Source organism: Paenibacillus kribbensis (assembly GCF_002240415.1).
Taxonomy (GTDB): domain Bacteria; phylum Bacillota; class Bacilli; order Paenibacillales; family Paenibacillaceae; genus Paenibacillus; species Paenibacillus kribbensis.
Genome location: NZ_CP020028.1, coordinates 5,030,105 through 5,044,933 on the forward strand (window position 1 = coordinate 5,030,105; position 14,829 = coordinate 5,044,933).

Consider the following 14,829-nt stretch of genomic DNA (forward strand, 5'->3'; position numbering starts at 1 on the left):
CATTCATAACCTTAAATAATTATGTGATTAACGATTAATAGACTTATTTTTCATCATCCGCCTTTTCATCCTTCAGATAAGGATTCAGGCTGTCTTGCAGCAGCTGCTTGACCCGCAGCCGCAGCTCTTTCGGATATATGACCTCGGCCTCCGGTCCGTATTTTAACAGAAGTCTGGATACATATTTAAACTCTTCGGCTGGAATATGTCCCTGCCATTCCTGGCCCCGCCATTCCTTACGAGAAACACTTTGGAAGATAGGGTCTGATTCCGCCAGCCGAACACCCAATGGTGTGAATTTTATTTTTGACGGAATTCCCGTACGTGAATCCTCCGCAGCCAACCATTCCTTAAGGGTGGGAAGGCCGGATAAGGTGTCTTCCAGTATGGTCATTGTAATCACTCTATCTGAGCGGTACAAAATAATCCGATCTCTGCTATACGCAGGCATGTACCAATATCCATGATCAAAATAGAGCCCCACCGGATATACTTCAGTCCATTTGTCCCCGGAAGCGGAGCGGTAAAGCATGTTCACCCGGCGTTTATTCAGCGCAGCCTCCAAAATGAGCGAGGTATAGGGTGATTCTGCGTGAGTGGGCAGCATGCGAAAAGCGATATGATCCTTTAATTGATCAATGCTGTCCTGCACATCCTGGGGTAGCTCGGCATAATAATGCTCGGACAGATGCTCCCGCACCGATCCGAAAGGGACATCCGGAATGTTTTCCAGCAGTTGCAGCATGAGAAAAAGACCAAATGCCTCATCGCGGGCAAGATGAAGGGGAGGGAGAAGTCGATTGGGAAGTGCCCGATAGCCGCCATGAGGTCCGGTTTCGGTATACAGAGGTAATCCGGTCTGCTGCAAATAATCAAGATCTCTTTGTATCGTCCTGACGGAGACGCCAAAACGCTCGGCCAGTTCACGTGCCGTGTATTTTTTCCGGGAATCCAGTATTCTCATAAGAGCAATTCTGCGTTCGTTCATAAAGTACTCCTTTGACCGATTAGAAGTTAATTTCAAACGATGTCTTAACTACGACAAAGTATGTCATAAATATATTGTAACATAGGTGATAGAAAGGAGTGATGAACCATGGATGCTATAAAATCCAACGAAGTCGTATTGTATATTGCCGTGAGTCTTGACGGGTATATTGCGCTACCGGATGGCTCGGTGGACTGGCTGTTTGATGTCAAAGGGGATGGTGGCGACAATGGATATGCCGACTTTTACGACACTGTAGGCACGGTACTGATGGGCAGGCTGACGTATGAAGAGGTATTGAAGCTCTCCGATGATTTCCTCTATGCTGGCAAGCCTTGTTATGTACTCACCCGGTCATTAGCGAAGCATGAACAAGCACCGCATGTTACGTTTACGGACGAGGCTATGACTGAGCTTGTTCCACGTCTGCAGGAGCAAGCGGAAGGAGCGGTATGGCTGGTAGGTGGCGGCCAGTTAGTTCAAGCCTTCATCCAAGAGGGACTGCTGGATAAGGCTATCATTGCGATTATTCCCAAAGTGCTCGGACAAGGAATACCGCTATTTCCGAAAGGCACGCTGCCTAGTACGTTTGAACTCAAAGAAATAGAACGCCGCGGGGACATCGTTTTGCTTCATTATCAAATATAAGCCGAATTCGAAAAATGAACATAAAAACGGAGTAGGCGGAAAAAGCCCTCGTAATTTCAGGACCATATCTCTACCTGAAATACGAGGGCTCTATTGCATGCTTTATCGTTATTCCGAACGTCACCAACTTCAGTACTATTTATCCAATCGGTGTTCCATCAGGCAGCTTAGCATCCGGTTGTAAGAGAACCACGTCCCCTTTATCCGGCAATCCACCAAGAACTAAAACCTCTGAATTAAATCCGGCTATACGTCGCGGAGGGAAGTTGACCACCCCGATGACTTGTTTCCCTATTATTTCTTCAGCTTCATATCGTTTAGTAATTTGTGCACTAGACGTTTTAATTCCGATCTCTTGTCCAAAATCAATCTCAAGTTTGATAGCTGGTATTTTTGCTTCTGCGAAAAACTCAGCCTTAACAATGGTTCCAACACGAATATCCAGTTTCAAAAAATCATCAATCGTTGCCATTTAGAATTCTCCTTAATTTTTAGCTACTGTATTCTTAGCTACTGTATTTTTAGCAGTTGTATAGTTCATAGATTTTGTCCAAAAAAATCCTCCCATACCCAAGAGCGTCATAAACCCTCCAATGAATTGGAATATAGAGGTTGTTTCACCCAAAAATAAATAGGCAAGGATTATAGCGAGAACAGGTTCTCCAATAATACCTACAGAAACAGTGGTTGCGCCTAAAGACTTTAATAACTGATTAAAAATATATTGTCCAAAAATAGTTGGGATTACTGCAAGTAACAAAAAATATGTCCAATCAACAGAGTCATATTCTGTCACTGAATAATGTTTTAACAAACTATAGACCAACATGACGCTTCCGCCAATAAAGAAAACAATAACACTGTACAAATTGGTCCCTATTTTATGACTGACCTTTTGTCCTGCCAACATATATGCTGAAATGAAGATTGTTCCTAATAAAGATAATCCATCACCTATTAACGCTTCCCTTGAAATCCCTATGTCTCCCCAAGCTATGATGACTGAACCGAAAAGGGCAGCTATCAAACAAAGAATGGTTAATATATTGGATCGTTCATTGAACAGGAAGTATGAACCAATCATTACAAACAAAGGTTGTAATGCTAATATGACCATCGAGCTTGCAACAGAGGTATATACCAATGATTCCATCCAAAATAAGAAGTGTAACCCGAGAAACAGGCCAGCTAAAAAAATGGTACCCCAATCTTTTTTACCTAATTGCAAGGATCGTACCTTTTTCCAGGGTACAAAAGGAAGCATGATGATTACTGCCATGTATAATCGGTACATGCCAGCCACTGAGGTGGGAGTATCCGAAGATTTGATCATGATGGAAGAGACAGAAACAGACAATATGCTGATAAAAAGTAGAATATACGGATGAAACGCTAACTTTGTTTTCTTTATTTTCACCTTATTATGCCTCCAAGATGTTTTACCCCATTGTCTGTGCACAGGACAGTTTGATAAATGAAAGATCGGATATAATAATATCACCAGTACTCCTTTTTTTGTGCAATAATATCATTGAATTATATAGAAATATCATCATCGGAAAGGACTTCTATCATGTCTAAACCATTGCACGAGACTATTTTCTATCCGGATGTTTCATTTCCATACATTATGTACACCCATACTATTCATGAAAGTACTCCTGAAGGTAGAGGATTTAACGATTTACATTGGCATGAAGAACTACAGATCACTTTGGTTACGAAAGGAAAACTAGTTATACAAGTTAATGGGATTAATCATGAATTAGAAACAGGTCAGGCCATTTTAATTAATAAGGGGGTCCTGCATGTTACTACACACCTGACACATAACGGTCAATACGTGAGTTTTAATTTTCCTGAGAAGCTGTTGGCCTTTTATGCAGATAGTGCGATGGAAAAAAATTATGTGCTGCCTTTTACAAACTCTCTCTTATTGTCACTAGTAATCAAGGGGGATGTTGAATGGCAAAGTAAAGTACTGGAAATGCTTTGGGATATGAAAAAAAGATTTGATACGGAAAAAAACTGGGGATGGGAATATGAGGTTGCTATCAAAACTGTACAATTATGGTTCACCTTAATCTCCAACATTTTGCTGCCTTCTGAGGAAGCACCTAAATACTTAAAGCTGCAACAAGAAAGACTTCAATTAATGCTCAGCTTCATCCATCAGAACTACCCCAATAATATAACACTGCAAGAGATTGCTGATGCAGCGCATCTAAGTGTTTCGGAATGCACTCGCAGTTTTAAGAGAACCATTCATATGACACCTTACGACTACTTAATTAAGTACCGCATCAAGAAAGGCAGCGAATTATTAAATTCAACAGATTATACAATAACCGAGATAGCCCACAGAGTTGGTTTCAATCATGTAAATCACTTCATTCAGTCTTTTAAAAACCATCATCATATAACCCCCAACAATTTCCGAAAATCAAGCAATAAAATCAATGATTAAAATAAATAAAGCCTGTCGAGTTAAACTTCGACAGGCAACGAAACATGGATTGCATGAGTCCCCGATTTCGTTCCAACTATTTGCTTTTCAAATTATCCCACGTGCTCTGGAAATCCTCCAGCAGCTTCGCGACATCCGATTTGCCTGCCACATAGGCTTGCATCTGACTTCCGAATTCCTGCTGCGCTCCTTCAGGATAGCGGTTAAAGAACCAGCCCAGCAGCTTGTTCTCCTGACTATATTTTACTACTTCGGCACCCAATTGGCCCATATCGGCCTCGGCCCCTTTGATGCTTTTGAACGCCGGAATGAATTTGAACTCCTTCGTGATATACTGTTTCCCCTGCTCGGATGTCACCATCCAGTTCAAGAATTCCTTGGCTTCTGCTTTAACAGCAGAATTTTTATTAACCACCCAGTTGTTGGCAACACCTACAAACAGCTTATCTCCAGCGGCGGCGTCCTCACCAATCGGCATAGGCAGAATGCCCAGATTCAGCTTCGGATTAATCCCGTCAATTTGGACCTGCGTCCAGTTCCCCTGTTGCATCATTGCTGCCTTGCCGGTGGCAAAATTCGTTACCTGCGTATTATAATCAGTCGTCAGCGGCTTTGCATTGCCATACTTGAGCGTCAGATCGAACAGCTTCATCCACTCGGCGAATACAGCATTGCCCGGAATTTTCGCGGTTCCATCATTCAATCCCTTAACGAAGGCTGCCGGGTCCGTCTGATTGGCAAATGCCACGTTCAGCAAGTGATTGCCCAGCACCCAGAACTCCTGATATCCATTCGAAAAAGGTGTAATCCCTGCGGCTTGCAGCTTTTGAGCCGCTCCCTCCAGCTCGGACAGCGTTTTAGGGGTCTCGGTGATCCCCGCCTTTTTGAACAAATCCTTGTTATAAATAAAGCCGTACCCCTCCAGGTTCATCGGCTGACCGTACAGCTTGCCGTCTTTGGTCATCGGCTCTTTGGCGACATCGACCACATCACCGACCCAAGGCTGATCGGACAAATCCTCCAGATATTCCAGCCACGTATCCAGCTCACGGTAACCTCCGACGTTAAAAATATCCGGCTGTTCGCCAGCGGCGAACTTCGCCTTTAACGCAGCCCCATAGTCACTGCCTCCGCCCACTGTCTGAATGTCGAGCTTGATCCCCGGATGAGTCGCTTCATATTCCGCCTTCATGCGATTTAGCGCTTCTGCAATCTCCACCTTGAATTGGAAAATATGAATCGTCTTTTCCTTCACTTCCTCTTTGCCTGCGTTTTGTTCGCTGCCACTGCTGTTACAACCTGCCAAAACGAGGGTAAAAGCGGCGAGAAGCAGAACCAACGCCCGGACTTTCCTTTTAAAAGAATATGTTTTCATATTCATGTTCCCTTCTATTTTCAATTTCAGTTCATCCCTCACTCAGCCTTTGACCGAACCAGCCATAATACCTTGAATAATATATTTTTGCATGGCCAGAAAGAATACGATGACGGGCAGAATGCCCAGAACCAGAGCAGGCAGTGCCAAATCCCACTGCTTCGTGTATTGTCCGAAAAAGGCATAGGTAGCAATCGGAATCGTGCGCAGCTCAGCCTTTTGCAGCACCAGGGACGGCAAGAGATAGTCATTCCAGATCCAGAGCGTATTTAAAATAATAACCGTCACCATCATCGGCAGCATCAACGGATACACTATGCGGAAAAACACGCCGTAAGGCGTACAGCCGTCCACCGTAGCTGCCTCCTCCACCTCGACCGGCACGCCTTTGACGAACCCGTGAAAGAGAAAGATAGACATAGGCGCACCGAAGCCCAGATAACAGATCACCAGCCCACCGATGCTGTTCATTAAATCCAGCGTACTTACGACCTTGACTAGAGGGATCATCACCGATTGAAAAGGAATGACCATCGCAGCCACGAACAGGCTGAATAATACCCGGTTATAACGCGTCGGATGCCGAACCATCCGGTAAGCAGCCATCGAGCTGATCAGCACGAGCAGCAAATTGCTGACTACCGTCACCACAAGCGAGTTCCATAAGGCTTCGGGAAAACGTGTAATGCTCCACGCCCTGGCATAGTTGCTCCATACAAAAGTTTGTGGCCAGGCCGCGGAATCGGTGAGCAGGTCACCAAAGCTTTTGACCGAATTCACGAACAAAAAGTAAAACGGAACGAGGAATAACAAGGCGACGAGGATCATGACCAGCTCAGTCGTCCATGTTCCGAACCGGTAGCGCTTGCTTGTTTCCATTTACGCCTCCACCTCCCGGCTTTTCGTCAGGCGCACCTGAAGGCTCGTAACAAGCGCAACTATAATAAAGAAGATGAGCGCTTTGGCCGTCCCCAATCCATAACGATTATTCACAAACGCTTCATTATAAATATTGAGTGCCACCGACTCCGTAGACCCGAAGGGCCCGCCCTTGGTCAATGACAAATTAAGATCGAACATTTTAAACGACCATGATATCGCGAGGAAAAGACATACTGTAACGGCAGGTATGATCAAGGGCAATATAATCAACCTTAATATTTGCATGCGGCTCGCTCCATCGATTTCGGCTGCTTCCAGCATATCCCGAGGCACATTGGTCAGGGAAGAAATATAAATGACCATCAAATACCCGGCAGTTTGCCAGATAAACACGATCACAATGCCCCAAAAGGCTGTAATCTCGTCTCCCAGCCAGGATAGATTAAAGAAAGACCAATCCGTACTTTCCCCAATCGCAGCAAAGCCCTTGACGAAAATAAACTGCCAGATAAAACCGAGCAGCAGCCCCCCGATCACATTAGGCATGAAAAAAATAGTCCTTAGCACATTTTTCGTTTTTAGCGGCTTGGTTAGAAAATATGCCAGCAGAAAGCCCAAAACATTCGCAGCCACCACTCCAATCACCGTAAAACGGATCGTAAACCAGAACGCTGTCCTAAATTTGTCATCATCCCATAAAATGTGATAGAAATTATCCAACCCGACCCATTTCGCCTGATTGGCAACCCCATTCCACTCTGTAAAAGAATAGTACATTCCCAGGATGAAAGGGATTACAATAATGATAACGAAAAATAACGTCGACGGCCCTACAAAAATCCATTGCTGAAGCCATTGCGACGACTTGGCGCGGTTCAAACCGATCCCCCCCTTTGTTGTCTGTTGGTGTCTGGAACGCTCCTACGGCTTCCTCAGCAAGTAGCACGGACGCTTTGACCGTATGTCTGGCGGTTCACATCTTCATTATGTCGAATAAGCGCTCTGGAGAACACGCAAGATCGTGAACCATTAGGGGGAAATTATTGACCTCTGGCTTGTCTTGAATCGTGAAAGGAGCCATCTGTATGAAATTTCATAGCATTCGTTCCCGTCTGATCTGGTTTCTGCTCATTGCAGTCACCCTGCCGCTGCTGCTGTCGATGACCATGACCTTCCTTCTCACCAAGCAATCTCTGCGAGAGCAAGCCACACAAGAAAATGAACGGCTTATTTTTCAGGGAATCACGAATTTGGATAACTATTTACAGGGATTGAATCGGGCATCGATCGGGGTCTATAATGACCCTCACTTTCTGCGCAATCTGGCCAAAATTCCCGATGATTACCGGGCTGTCGCCGAAATTTACACGACGCTGCAAACGATGCTGAATGCTTCGCCAGGCATCGATCAGGTGTATTTGCACTCTTTTCAGGCAGCGGAATCTACCCTGATTACCAGTACGGTCCCTCTTCGGGAATCCCGGCTGGAGGCCTTCCCCGGCTCTGTTCATTACGGTTCCTCCGGATTATTCATACAGCCATCGCATAAAAAGCATTTGTACGGCTTTTCCGCGGTTTCCTATGCAGAACACGACACACAGCGGCAGGTATTTACACTCCATCGGGCGATTCGGAACATTCCTTCCTCAGAGACGCTTGGGGTACTGGCCATAGATGTTCGTCTGGAGTCGCTACGCAGCATTTGCCGTCAATTGTATAATGCAGATACAGAAGAGCTGTTCTTGGTCGATCGGCACGGAACAATCATATATAGCGGAAATGAAGCGGCAATTGGAACACGCTGGAAGGAATCTGGCCTGCTCAAGCGAATTTCTAATGAAGGCGAGCACGGAGTAATCGAGGATGATACGGCACTACACGTGTACGGCAAGCTGGATGCCAGCCTGTCAGGCTGGACGCTCGTTAAGAAAATCCCTAATCGAACGCTTTATTTACGGGCCACTCGCCTGACCCAGATCAATGTAGTTATTGCAAGCACAGCGTTGCTGCTAGTCATTGTCGCCACGCTATGGATTTCCATAAAAATTACGGAGCCCATCAAGCGACTGACTCGCTACATCAACCAGATCCAGTCGGGTCAGCTCGATGTAGACATTCAGGCCATGAGCAACGATGAGATCGGGGTGCTATCACGCAGCTTCAGACAGATGATGGATACCATCAACAACCTCATCTTGCGGGAATATAAGCTGGAGCTGGCAAACAAGACACATCAATTGAAAGCGCTTCAAGCACAGATTAATCCTCACTTTTTATATAATACGCTACAGTCTATCGGAACGCTGGCTCTGCAGCATGAGGTGCCGCGAATCTATTCTCTGCTTTCCTCCCTCGCCAAAATGCTGCGCTATAACATGCGGGATCATACAGTCGTTGCACTCAAGGAGGAGGCCGAGCATGTAAGGCAATATCTTGATTTGCAAAAAGAACGCTTTGGGGAGCAATTAGAGGTGACTTACCAGTGGGATGATGAGGTGCTGAATGACCGCGTGCCTAAAATGATTCTCCAGCCGTTAGTCGAAAACTACTTCAAACACGGTGCTGATCCCCGACTGGGTCCCGGTAAAATTCACATGACAGGCTGCCGAATTCGCGAAGGAATTGTAAGAATTGCAGTGGAAAATAACGGAGCATCCATTCCGCAGGCCGAGTTGGAGCAGCTTCAGCATATGCTGAAACGTCCGCTGAAAGCCTACGAGGAGCCGAACACCAGCGAACAGGATTCCATCGGACTCCGCAATGTTCTATTGCGTATTCAGCTTCATTCGGAGGACGGTTCTAACACCCTGTCTGTAGACAATATTTTGCCCCATGGCGTTCGTTATACACTCGAAATTCGTACCGAAGCTCATACCGGAATTCATATTAAGGGAGAGTGATCTGTCATGAAAGTCCTGATTGTAGATGATGAAAAGCATGTGCGCCATGCCATTCGGATGCTCGTACATTGGGAGGCTTGCGGCGTGACCGAGGTAATCGAAGCCGAGTCGGGCGATCAGGCGATTGAGGTTATCACCGCCCTTTCCCCACCTGTTGTACTCACAGATATGCGGATGCCCGGCAAAGATGGAGTAGCTCTGATGGAGTGGATTCAGGTCCATTCCCCCGCGACCAGAGTCGTGGTGGTAAGCGGCCATGACGATTTTGATTTGGTCCGACAGGCTATCCGCCGGGGAGGCATGGACTACATTCTCAAGCCTGTAGACCCTGTAGAGATTAACGAGGCTCTATCCAAAGCCACCAAGGCCTGGCGAACAGCGGAGCAAGATCGGCGCAGGCAGACAATGCAAGCCATCGAAGTAAACCGGATGAGGCCGCACTATGCGGATAAGCTCTTGACTGAGCTGGTGTCCGGTACGACGAATACCGCTCTTTCCATCACGCCCTTGCGCGAGGAGCTAGGTCTTCCCGCGGTGATTCAAATGTGCAATGCAGCCGTGATGAGCATTGCTCAACTGGATGCCGATATGCTGGATAAATACAAAACGCGGCGTCCGCTGCTGAGCTTTTCCCTGATTAACATCTGCAATGAGTTTCTCATGGCCTCCCAAACCGGAATTGCATTCCGCCATCTGGAGCGCATGGACGAAATTATTTTGCTGTATTGGGGCGAGCCGTCCCGTTGGCCGCTGCTGCTTCAGGATATCCATGCAGGGATCAGAACAGCATTGCGCTGCTATATGCATATCGGGGTTGGCTCTTTCGGTGCCTTTCCCGTGGCGGCAGCTACAGCCTACCATGAGGCTAGGCAAGCATTGTGGAAGAGAGATGTGTTGCAGGCCACCGCTTGGCTGCACCATAACTCTCTTGCACGACAGTCCGTACGTCTCCCCCTACTGCCCGAGATAGAAGAGGAGCTGCGACTTAGCGCGCTTAGCTGCAATGCCAGTCGTGTAGCTGTAACGGTAGGCCGCTGGATAGCAGCAGTTGCCGAGTTGCCTTCGATTACGGTGGAGCAGCTTGCCGTCTGGAATCAGGAGCTGGATTGGATGCTGGCCCGTTGGCTGAATGACAGGCCCGGAGATACCGAAGGCGAGGAACTGACCGATGGAGCTGGCTCCATTCCGGCCCTGCCCATCGATAATCGTGGACTGCTATCCCTGCCCTTATGGAGAAAGCAGATCGAAAACCGAATGCTGGCAGCCGGTCAGGCACTTACACCAAGCCATAGTCCCAATAACCCGACGATCCATAATATTGCCCGCTATCTGGTTGCCCACTATAACGAGGATATTTCTCTACAGGATATGGCTAGCCGTTTTTACCTCAGCCGGGAATATATCTCTCGCAAATTCAAGCAGGAATACGGCGTGAATCTGTCCGACTATCTGTGCCGAATCAGGATGGACAAGGCGAAGCTGCTGCTGCTGAATGACAAGCTGCGACTTCATCATATAGCTGGTATGGTCGGGTATCAGGATGAAAAATATTTTGGCAAGGTGTTCAAAAAACTGGAGGGGGTCACGCCTGGCGAATTCAGAAAACGCCATTCTGCAAATCCTCATCCGTAATCGCATACAGCACATGATCTTCCCAGACACCATTAATCTTCAAATAGTGTAGTGCCAGCCCTTCCTGGCGGAATCCGGCCTTTTCCATCACTCGAATAGACGGCGTATTCCTCGGCATGACCCCGGCCTGAATACGATGCAATCCCAGCTCACTCAAGGCATAGCGTACAATGTCTTTCACGGCGGAGGTGGCATAGCCTTGTCCGTGATAGGCAGGGTCTACAAAGTAGCCCAGATTCGCGTTTTGAAAAGGGCCTCTAGCTATGCCCGACAGCTCCATTCTGCCGATCAGCTTATCATTTTCCGGCAAAAATAGTCCAAACGTATATCCTTGTCCCGCTTGTGCAGCCTCAAGACCGACGGAAATCAGACGCGCCTGTTCTTCCAGCGTAAAGTAAGCCTCAGCTCGTTCCGGCTCAAACGGCTTGAAAAAATCAAAATTTGCACGTCTGATCTCTAATAGTCGTTCTGCATCACTTACTTGTAAAAGCCGAATTTGCAGCCCGGGATGGGTGGACTTTATCGAAGTCGAGCCATTGGCTTCATGTAACATTTTCAGCCTCCTTCTTTCTCTGTTATTGATATGCATTGTAGTCATGGAATACAGAACAAGAAAATACCCCGGATGCATGGAAGCGACCCAGGGTATTTCGATCCATTCAAAATTTAATCCGTAACAGGCAACCAGCCGGGAACCGTCGTCAACGCCCCCCACAGGTAGTCCGGAATGACCAGCTCCTGTTGGGCTTGCTTGGACAATGTCGTACGAATGGTATCTTCTGTGCCGTTTTGCACTTTCTGAACCCATTGCGGCTCCATCAAAAGCGGACGTCCCAGCGAAACAAGCGGCACACCTGTCTCCAGTGCTGCAAGCGCCTCGTCCGGTGTATTCAACGACCCAACTCCTATAATCGGCACACGGTTTCCAACCTTCTCATGGATGAGAACGGTACGTGAACGTTCGTCGCTACGGTCACGGAACGAACCGCCGAAGAAATGGTTTACGGAAATGTGCAGGTAATCCAGTCCTTCGTCTGCCAAACGATCTACGAGTACCATCGTGTCGTCCAGCGTAATGCCTGGCGTGTGTCCTTCCTCAGGAGACAAACGGTACCCGAAGATGAACGGTTGCTTGGCATGTGCAGCGATCACTTTTTTCACCTCATGGACAATCGCCAGCGGGAAGGCCATACGTTTTTCAAGGCTTCCTCCCCACTCATCGGTACGAATGTTGGAATGCGGGGAGAAGAACTGCTGCACCAGATAACCGTTCGCGCCGTGAAGCTCTACACCGTCATAACCCGCTTCAATCGCGCGGCGAGTCGCTTCGCCATAAGCGCGGATGACACGGTGAATATCGTCGGATGTCATTTCACGCGGCACAGGTGCGCCCTCTTTTTCCTCGGCTACTGCGCTGGCACTGATCGGCTGTCCGTCCGGAATTTGATCCGGTGGACAGAGGCGGCCGCCATGATAAATTTGCAGGATCGCTTTCGCACCCTCCCCATGAATCGTGTCAGCCAGACGACGCAGGCTCGGAATCATTTCGTCCTTGTCCGCACCAAACTCATTCACGAAGCCCTTGCCGTCTGGAGTTACATACACGCAAGCCGTAATAACTGCGCCCACCCCGCCAGAACGTTCACGATAGTACGCCAGCTCCTGGTCACTAACCTCGCCATTTTCATGGGAAGCAAAATTAGTCATAGGAGCCATCGTGATACGGTTTTTCAACGTAACCCCAGATGGCAGGGTAAAAGTATCAAATAGAGGGTTATATTTCGGGTTCATTCGTTCTCTCTCCTTCAGTTTAGGTCAAATCAGATATGAATTCGATCTTACTTTACTTCCATGGATAAAGCCTGTATACTACCGCTCACTTAAATACAGTGGTTATAATAACCACAGTATAATGATCCACCTCTATAAAGTCAAATCCAACCTTTCTGACCTTCCTTAAATGTCCGGAAAACCTGAACCTTAATTGCTCCCACCTGTGCTATTCTTCTCCTCCCGGCGGGAAAACCAGGTGGCGAGCAACGAGCCGGAAATATTGTGCCACACACTGAAAATCGCGCTCGGTACAGCAGCAATCGGATTAAAATGAGCGGCTGCCAGCGCAGCGCCTAATCCGGAATTTTGCATCCCCGTTTCCAATGTAACGGCTTTACGTTTGGAAAGATTCATGCCGAACAGCTTGGCAAACCAATACCCGAGCAGGAACCCGATACCATTATGCAAAATGACTACCGCAAAAATAATCGGACCAGTTTCCAAAATCTTGCCCTTGCTGCCTGCAACCACAATCGCCACGATCAGTACAATCGCCAGCGTCGATACAAGCGGCAGTGCCTTGACACTCGCATCCGCCTGTTTGCGGAATAGCGATTTGACGATAACGCCCAGCACAATCGGTACGATGACCACGATCAGAATATCCATAATCAGCGACTTGGCGTCAATATTCATCCAGCGCCCGGCAAGAAGGCTAATCATAGCCGGGGTCGCCAGCGGAGCAATCAGCGTCGACACTGAAGCAATCGACACACCGAGCGCCACGTCACCCTTTGATAAAAGAGTCATTACGTTGGACGCGGTTCCGCTTGGGCAACAACCTACCAGAATAACTCCCACCGCAATATCCGGTGGCAGCTGTAGTACCAACGCCAATACATACGCGAGAAACGGCATAATCAGATAATGCCCGACCACACCAATAGCTACATCCACCGGACGCCGGAATACTTCACGGAAATCTGCCGAGGATAGGGTCAGTCCCATGCCGAACATGACGATACCAAGAAATAGCTGTATGTATCCTTTCAACCCTATAAACGCCGCAGGAAAGAAAAATCCCAGACATGCAAATAAAAGTACCCAAATCGAAAAGGTTCCTCCTACGAATTTCCCTATTCTTTCCAAGCCATTCATTCTACTTATCTCCTCACTCCTATATAAGCTGAATTTCAGGAATTCTCAATCCAGCATATAGTGGTTCAAATTTTTATCATTGTACTACATATGACTGCATATACATACAACTTTTTATGAATTTATTTGGATTATGCGGCTTTCTCCTGTTCGGACATATTGGGTAGCAAAATGGGTATATTCATAATAAAAGTTTGTGACCAACTGGTCATTTTTGTTCATCACTCGACTAGGAGGAAATATCTCTATGTCACGAAGACATCCATATACATGGTGGAATATCCTTGCATTCATCGCTGTGATCGTCGTTAATATCTTGGCTTCTACGCTTCCCATCGGCGGCAAGAACACAAATGCTGTATCCAAAATGTATCCCACTTTGGCAACACCAGCAGGCTATGCCTTTTCCATCTGGTCGCTTATCTACCTGCTGCTCGCCTGCTTTGTCGTGTATCAAGCCACACCTGCAGGGCAAGCCAAGAGAAGTGTTCAATCCATCGGTATTTTCTTTATTCTAAGCTGTCTCTTCAACATCATCTGGATTCTCCTGTGGCAGTATATATATGTAGAGCTGTGCGTCATCGTCATGATTTTATACCTACTCTCCCTAAGCGTCGTATACGTACGTACCCGCACGCCACAACCCACTCGCGGGGAAATGTGGTTCGTCAAGCTACCATTCAGCCTGAATCTCGGTTGGGTATCCGTTGCTGCCATTATCAACATCGCGGGTGCCCTGAAAAAAAATGAATGGAGCACCTGGGGACTCCATAAAACTACATGGGCAATCATCATCCTGCTTATCGGCACCGCGTTAGCCATCATGGTCAGCTTCCCTTATCGTGACAGCATTTATCCCCTCGTATTCGTCTGGGCCTACGTCGCCATCGCCATCGGGCATCCAGACCATGAGAAGATACGGCTGGCCGCATGGATTCTGGCGGCAATTATTCTGGTGTACGCGCTATGGCTATTCTTGGCCCGCAACCGTGATCGGGATTAAGGA

The 14,829-nt window shown here is 47.3% G+C and carries 14 protein-coding genes; 5 read left to right on the forward strand and 9 right to left on the reverse strand.

Features of this window, described 5'->3' with window-relative positions; genetic code table 11:
* Nucleotides 1–43: 43 nt before the first annotated feature.
* On the reverse strand, nucleotides 44–988 hold the full coding sequence (locus B4V02_RS22390) for a helix-turn-helix transcriptional regulator (protein ID WP_094156474.1): 945 nt from the start codon (nucleotides 986–988) through the stop codon (nucleotides 44–46).
* Nucleotides 989–1,096: 108 nt separating this feature from the next.
* Between B4V02_RS22390 and B4V02_RS22395 the strand changes: the two genes are divergently transcribed.
* A complete protein-coding gene (locus tag B4V02_RS22395) occupies nucleotides 1,097–1,636 on the forward strand; it encodes a dihydrofolate reductase family protein (RefSeq protein ID WP_094156475.1) in 540 nt (179 codons plus the stop codon).
* A 139-nt stretch (nucleotides 1,637–1,775) separates the two neighbouring features.
* Here the strand turns inward: B4V02_RS22395 and csaA are convergent, their stop codons facing one another.
* Both csaA and B4V02_RS22405 read right to left on the reverse strand, forming a co-directional pair.
* Nucleotides 1,776–2,108 (reverse strand): chaperone CsaA, encoded by a 333-nt coding sequence (gene csaA / locus B4V02_RS22400; protein ID WP_094156476.1) that lies wholly within the window; start codon nucleotides 2,106–2,108, stop codon nucleotides 1,776–1,778.
* A gap of 12 nt (nucleotides 2,109–2,120) precedes the next feature.
* Nucleotides 2,121–3,053, reverse strand: coding sequence for a DMT family transporter (locus B4V02_RS22405; RefSeq protein ID WP_094156477.1), 933 nt, complete (start codon nucleotides 3,051–3,053; stop codon nucleotides 2,121–2,123).
* A 156-nt stretch (nucleotides 3,054–3,209) separates the two neighbouring features.
* On the opposite strand from B4V02_RS22405, the gene B4V02_RS22410 reads away from it, so the two are divergent.
* Complete coding sequence (locus B4V02_RS22410; protein WP_094156478.1) at nucleotides 3,210–4,103, forward strand: AraC family transcriptional regulator; 894 nt, start codon at nucleotides 3,210–3,212, stop codon at nucleotides 4,101–4,103.
* Between the two features lie 76 nt (nucleotides 4,104–4,179).
* Here B4V02_RS22410 and B4V02_RS22415 read toward each other — a convergent pair whose 3' ends face one another.
* From B4V02_RS22415 to B4V02_RS22425, 3 genes are read right to left on the reverse strand one after another with little or no spacing between them, the layout of a single operon-like run.
* Nucleotides 4,180–5,478: an ABC transporter substrate-binding protein gene (locus tag B4V02_RS22415; protein ID WP_094156479.1), complete on the reverse strand. Its 1,299-nt coding sequence runs from the start codon at nucleotides 5,476–5,478 to the stop codon at nucleotides 4,180–4,182.
* 42 nt (nucleotides 5,479–5,520) lie between these two features.
* Entirely contained in the window at nucleotides 5,521–6,357 is an 837-nt protein-coding gene (locus B4V02_RS22420; protein ID WP_094156480.1) for a carbohydrate ABC transporter permease, read from the reverse strand.
* Entirely contained in the window at nucleotides 6,358–7,239 is an 882-nt protein-coding gene (locus B4V02_RS22425) for a carbohydrate ABC transporter permease (RefSeq protein ID WP_094156481.1), read from the reverse strand.
* Nucleotides 7,240–7,445: 206 nt separating this feature from the next.
* Between B4V02_RS22425 and B4V02_RS22430 the strand changes: the two genes are divergently transcribed.
* The gene (locus B4V02_RS22430; protein ID WP_094156482.1) at nucleotides 7,446–9,260 is read left to right on the forward strand and encodes a sensor histidine kinase; all 1,815 of its coding nucleotides are present in this window, start codon (nucleotides 7,446–7,448) and stop codon (nucleotides 9,258–9,260) included.
* Nucleotides 9,261–9,266: 6 nt separating this feature from the next.
* The gene (locus tag B4V02_RS22435; protein WP_094156483.1) at nucleotides 9,267–10,892 is read left to right on the forward strand and encodes a response regulator transcription factor; all 1,626 of its coding nucleotides are present in this window, start codon (nucleotides 9,267–9,269) and stop codon (nucleotides 10,890–10,892) included.
* Here B4V02_RS22435 and B4V02_RS22440 read toward each other — a convergent pair.
* The 3 genes from B4V02_RS22440 to B4V02_RS22450 all read right to left on the reverse strand — a co-directional run bounded on the left by B4V02_RS22440 (nucleotide 10,858) and on the right by B4V02_RS22450 (nucleotide 13,823).
* On the reverse strand, nucleotides 10,858–11,445 hold the full coding sequence (locus B4V02_RS22440; protein ID WP_094156484.1) for a GNAT family N-acetyltransferase: 588 nt from the start codon (nucleotides 11,443–11,445) through the stop codon (nucleotides 10,858–10,860). The genes B4V02_RS22435 and B4V02_RS22440 overlap by 35 nt on opposite strands.
* A gap of 113 nt (nucleotides 11,446–11,558) precedes the next feature.
* Nucleotides 11,559–12,683, reverse strand: coding sequence for an NADH-dependent flavin oxidoreductase (locus tag B4V02_RS22445; RefSeq protein ID WP_094156485.1), 1,125 nt, complete (start codon nucleotides 12,681–12,683; stop codon nucleotides 11,559–11,561).
* 189 nt (nucleotides 12,684–12,872) lie between these two features.
* Entirely contained in the window at nucleotides 12,873–13,823 is a 951-nt protein-coding gene (locus tag B4V02_RS22450) for a bile acid:sodium symporter family protein (protein ID WP_007428556.1), read from the reverse strand.
* A 247-nt stretch (nucleotides 13,824–14,070) separates the two neighbouring features.
* Here B4V02_RS22450 and B4V02_RS22455 point away from each other — a divergent pair, with 247 nt between their 5' ends.
* Nucleotides 14,071–14,826, forward strand: a complete 756-nt coding sequence (locus B4V02_RS22455) for a hypothetical protein (protein ID WP_094156486.1) — start codon at nucleotides 14,071–14,073, stop codon at nucleotides 14,824–14,826.
* Nucleotides 14,827–14,829 lie beyond the last annotated feature (3 nt).

Bases quoted from the DNA above. Each gene is read 5' to 3' on its own strand.
- B4V02_RS22390 (WP_094156474.1), bottom strand. From the start codon at position 988: ATGAACGAACGCAGAATTGCTCTTATGAGAATACTGGATTCCCGGAAA.
- B4V02_RS22395 (WP_094156475.1), top strand. From the start codon at position 1,097: ATGGATGCTATAAAATCCAACGAAGTCGTATTGTATATTGCCGTGAGT.
- csaA (WP_094156476.1), bottom strand. From the start codon at position 2,108: ATGGCAACGATTGATGATTTTTTGAAACTGGATATTCGTGTTGGAACC.
- B4V02_RS22410 (WP_094156478.1), top strand. From the start codon at position 3,210: ATGTCTAAACCATTGCACGAGACTATTTTCTATCCGGATGTTTCATTT.
- B4V02_RS22415 (WP_094156479.1), bottom strand. From the start codon at position 5,478: ATGAAAACATATTCTTTTAAAAGGAAAGTCCGGGCGTTGGTTCTGCTT.
- B4V02_RS22420 (WP_094156480.1), bottom strand. From the start codon at position 6,357: ATGGAAACAAGCAAGCGCTACCGGTTCGGAACATGGACGACTGAGCTG.
- B4V02_RS22430 (WP_094156482.1), top strand. From the start codon at position 7,446: ATGAAATTTCATAGCATTCGTTCCCGTCTGATCTGGTTTCTGCTCATT.
- B4V02_RS22435 (WP_094156483.1), top strand. From the start codon at position 9,267: ATGAAAGTCCTGATTGTAGATGATGAAAAGCATGTGCGCCATGCCATT.
- B4V02_RS22440 (WP_094156484.1), bottom strand. From the start codon at position 11,445: ATGTTACATGAAGCCAATGGCTCGACTTCGATAAAGTCCACCCATCCC.
- B4V02_RS22445 (WP_094156485.1), bottom strand. From the start codon at position 12,683: ATGAACCCGAAATATAACCCTCTATTTGATACTTTTACCCTGCCATCT.
- B4V02_RS22450 (WP_007428556.1), bottom strand. From the start codon at position 13,823: ATGAATGGCTTGGAAAGAATAGGGAAATTCGTAGGAGGAACCTTTTCG.
- B4V02_RS22455 (WP_094156486.1), top strand. From the start codon at position 14,071: ATGTCACGAAGACATCCATATACATGGTGGAATATCCTTGCATTCATC.